Below are 3,662 nucleotides of genomic sequence, written 5' to 3' on the forward strand. Positions count from 1 at the left end.
GCGTAGGATCCACCGGAGGTACCACCGGTGTTGGAGGACCAGACAGCCTTGTTGCCGCCGCTGGCTGCGCCGGCGCCAGCGGAACGCTGGCCGGAACCGCCGGTGCGTGAGCCACCGGTGCGGGCACCTGCGCCTGCGCCTGCACCTGCACCTGCTGCGGCACGCTGGCCGGTTGCGGGGCGGCCGCCACGCTGGCCGCCGGAGGAAGCCGGGCGGCCGGTTCCGCCGCGGGGAGCGTCGCTGCGGGTTACGCGGGAATCAGTTCGTCCATCCGCTGCACGTCCGTCTGAACCGCGGCCAGCCGATGCACGGCCACCTGCCGCGGGGACGTCGTTGCGGTGGGTTGCGGCCGCAGTGCCACGCCCGCGGGAGTTCCGGCGTGCAGCGGCTGCTGCGATGGCGCGGTCCTCGTTCTGCTCGGCAACGCGGTCGAATGCTGCGCGGGCCTCGGTGCGGCCTTCGAAGGCAACTGCGCGGCGCTCGGCGCGGGGACCATCAGTACGCGGCTCGGCGGAAACCCGTCCGCGTCCGCCGCGTCCGCCACGGCCACCCGCGGTAGGTGCGGCCTGGGTGGTGCGGCGGGCGCGCTTACGCTCGGCGTTGGCACCGGTGGAGGTGCCGCCGCCCTGCTGTGCGGCTTTTTTGGCCAGCAGTGCTGCACGGGTGCGCGGATCGATCTTGTCGGCCATTTCGCCCACGAGTTCTGCAACCAGCGGGGAGTTGGCGGTGACGCGCTCGAAGTTGACCTCGACGCCGGCAGCCTTCATGAGCTTCTTGACGTCGCTCTGCTGCTCCGGGAGGGTCAGCGTGACAACGGTTCCGTCCGAACCCGCGCGGGCCGTACGGCCTGAACGGTGCAGGTAAGCCTTGTGCTCTGTGGGCGGGTCAACGTGGATGACCAGTTCGACGTCGTCCACGTGGACGCCGCGGGCTGCGACGTCGGTGGCCACCAGGACGCGGACGTCACCGGAGGAGAACTCGGCCAGGTTCCGGTCACGGGCGTTCTGCGAAAGGTTGCCGTGCAGATCGACGGCGGGGATCCCGGCGTCGGTCAGGGTCTTGGCCAGCTTGCGGGCGTGGTGCTTGGTCCGCATGAAGAGGACGCGGCGGCCGGCACCCGAGGCGAGCTCAACGATCAGCTGCTTCTTGACGGTCTGGTCGTTGACCACCAGCACGTGGTGCTCCATGGTGGTCACCGCGGCCTGCGGGTCATCCACGGAGTGCGTCAGCGGGTTGGACAGGTAGCGCTGGACGATCTTGTCCACGCCGTTGTCCAGGGTTGCGGAGAAGAGGAGGCGCTGGCCCTGGCTGGGGGTCATGTCCATGAGCTTCTTGACCACCGGGAGGAAGCCGAGGTCGGCCATGTGGTCGGCCTCGTCCAGGACGGTGATCTCGACGGCCTCAAGGGTCAGGATGCGCTGGCGGATCAGGTCCTCCAGGCGGCCCGGGCAGGCGATGACGATGTCGACGCCGGCGCGCAGTGCCTTTTCCTGGCGGGCCTGGGAGATGCCGCCGTAGATCACGGTGGTGTTCAGGCCCAGGGCCTTGGCCATCGGCTCGATGGTGGCGTTGATCTGGGTGGCCAGCTCGCGGGTCGGTGCGAGGACCAGGCCCATGGGGCGGCCGGGCTTGCGGAAGTGCTTCGCTTCCCGCTCAGCGAGTCGTGCTACAAGCGGGATGGCGAAGGCGATGGTCTTGCCGGAGCCGGTGCGGCCGCGGCCCAGGACGTCGCGTCCGGCCAGGGTGTCCGGGAGGGTCTTGACCTGGATGGGGAACGGCTCGGTGATTCCCTGGGCGGTGAGGGAATCGGCAAGTTCTTTGGGCGTGCCGAGGGCAGCGAAAGTAGTCATGTAAGTAAAGGTCTTTCAGGCGGTATCCATGCGGATATCGGCCCCCGACGCCGGTTGGCTCAGGGGTTCGCCGAAGAAAAGTCAGGTGATCAACCGGCCAGCTGCCATTTGTACAAAACGGCGGCCGGGACCAAATAGAACGCGTTCATCGACGCAGGATGTGCCTCTCACATGAAAAAATCCCACTCCCTGGCCACGGAATCCGGGGAATCCAGCAGGGGAACCGGTTGATGAACCGGAACAAAAGTGGGCATCACTGCACATCAAGTTCCACCAGTCTATCATCAGCGGGCAGTCCACCTGTCCCGGCGCCGACGCACCCCCGGATAATCCGGGCAGCCGTTGCCTTCGCGGGCCCGGCAGGGGCACCCTTGAGGCATGACGCAACAGGGTGCTGACCACCACCATCACAGAACGGACGACGGCGCCACCGGGCTTGGCGATAACGCGGAGCAGAGCTCCGCCGAAGCGTGGGACGAACGCTACCGCAGCGCACCAAAGTTCTGGAGCGGAAAGCCCAACCCGCAGCTCGTCCGCGAGGCCGCCGGGCTTCACCCCGGCAAGGCCCTCGACGTGGGGTGCGGCGAAGGTGCGGACTCCATCTGGCTCGCACAACAGGGCTGGACCGTCACCGCCGTCGACGTTTCCGGCGTCGCCCTGGAGCGTGCGGCTGCACACGAGAAGACGGCGCTGGACCGTGAAAGCGTGCATGCGGAGGGTCCCGGCGCCATTTCCAGCCGCATCCGCTGGCAGCAGTGCGACCTGGAGGAATGGCAGCCCGGAGAAAAATACGATCTGGTGTCCTCGCAGTTCCTGCACTCACGAACCATGGGATGGCAGGAGCCGCTGCGCACGGCGGCGTCGGCAGTCAAGCCCGGCGGCACCCTGTTGATTGTGGGCCACCATCCGGACATGTTGCCGCCGTGGGGAACCCAGACCCACACCACGCCGGACATGTTCTACACCCCCGCCCAGCTGGTCCAGGAACTCGGGTTGGACTCGCCGGAGTGGCAACTGGAGGTCAATACAACCCGGGACAGGCTGGTCACCGGCCCGGACGGCCGCGAAGCGATCATCGGCGATACCGTGCTCCGGGCCACCCGCCTTTCCTGACCAAAGCGTCGGCACCCTCAAAACCCCTGGAGGAAACACCATGGCAAGGCTCGTCGCGGAAATGACCATGTCGCTGGACGGGTTCATCGCCCTGCCGGACGACAGCATCGGCGGATTGTTCGACTGGTACGGGAACGGCCCGGTGGAGATCCCCACGGCCAGGCCGGACATGACCTGGCACGTCACCGAAGCCAGCGCGGAGCATCTCCGCCGGACCATGTCCGCCGGCGCACTCCTGGTGGGCCGGCGCATCTTCGACATCACCCACGGCTGGGACGGCAACCATCCCATCGACTGCCCCATCGTGGTACTGAGCCACACCATCCCGGACGGCTGGCCCCGCGATGGCGTCCCTTACACGTTCGTGACCAGCGGCTTCCAGGACGCCGTGGCGGAAGCCGAGAAGCTCGCCGGGGACAAAGACATTGGCCTGGCCGGACCGGACATCATCCGGCAGGCGCTCGACGCCGGCCTGCTCGCCGAGATCCGCGTGAACCTGGCGCCGTGGCTTTTGGGATCCGGCATCCGGTTTCTTCGATCACCTGGCCAGCGCCCCGGTGAAACTCGAACGGACCCGGGTGATAGAGGGCGACGGCGTCACGCACTTGTACTTCAATGTCCTCCCCCGCCCGGACTACTGAGCCCGCCTGACCCCTGACCGAACCTTTCGCTGCCGGGCTATCCCGGAGCCCGCTCCGC

Annotated in this window: 3 protein-coding genes; 2 read left to right on the top strand and 1 reads right to left on the bottom strand. The window is 67.7% G+C overall.

What is annotated here, in order from left to right; all coding sequences use genetic code 11:
* Positions 1 to 1,850: DEAD/DEAH box helicase (locus DBR22_RS21900; RefSeq protein ID WP_108600715.1), on the bottom strand; the 1,850-nt coding region annotated here is incomplete at its 3' end.
* Between the two features lie 378 nt (positions 1,851 to 2,228).
* On the opposite strand from DBR22_RS21900, the gene DBR22_RS21905 reads away from it, so the two are divergent.
* Positions 2,229 to 2,963, top strand: a complete 735-nt coding sequence (locus tag DBR22_RS21905; RefSeq protein WP_108600716.1) for a class I SAM-dependent methyltransferase — start codon at positions 2,229 to 2,231, stop codon at positions 2,961 to 2,963.
* 40 nt (positions 2,964 to 3,003) lie between these two features.
* Positions 3,004 to 3,621, top strand: a complete 618-nt coding sequence (locus DBR22_RS21910) for a dihydrofolate reductase family protein (RefSeq protein ID WP_219928157.1) — start codon at positions 3,004 to 3,006, stop codon at positions 3,619 to 3,621.
* The last annotated feature ends 41 nt before the right edge of the window (positions 3,622 to 3,662 follow it).

The organism is Arthrobacter sp. HMWF013 (genome assembly GCF_003061105.1).
Lineage (GTDB): Bacteria > Actinomycetota > Actinomycetes > Actinomycetales > Micrococcaceae > Arthrobacter.

What these genes read in the sequence shown, in the direction of transcription:
- DBR22_RS21905 (WP_108600716.1), top strand. Translation starts at nt 2,229, where the DNA reads ATGACGCAACAGGGTGCTGACCACCACCATCACAGAACGGACGACGGC.
- DBR22_RS21910 (WP_219928157.1), top strand. Translation starts at nt 3,004, where the DNA reads ATGGCAAGGCTCGTCGCGGAAATGACCATGTCGCTGGACGGGTTCATC.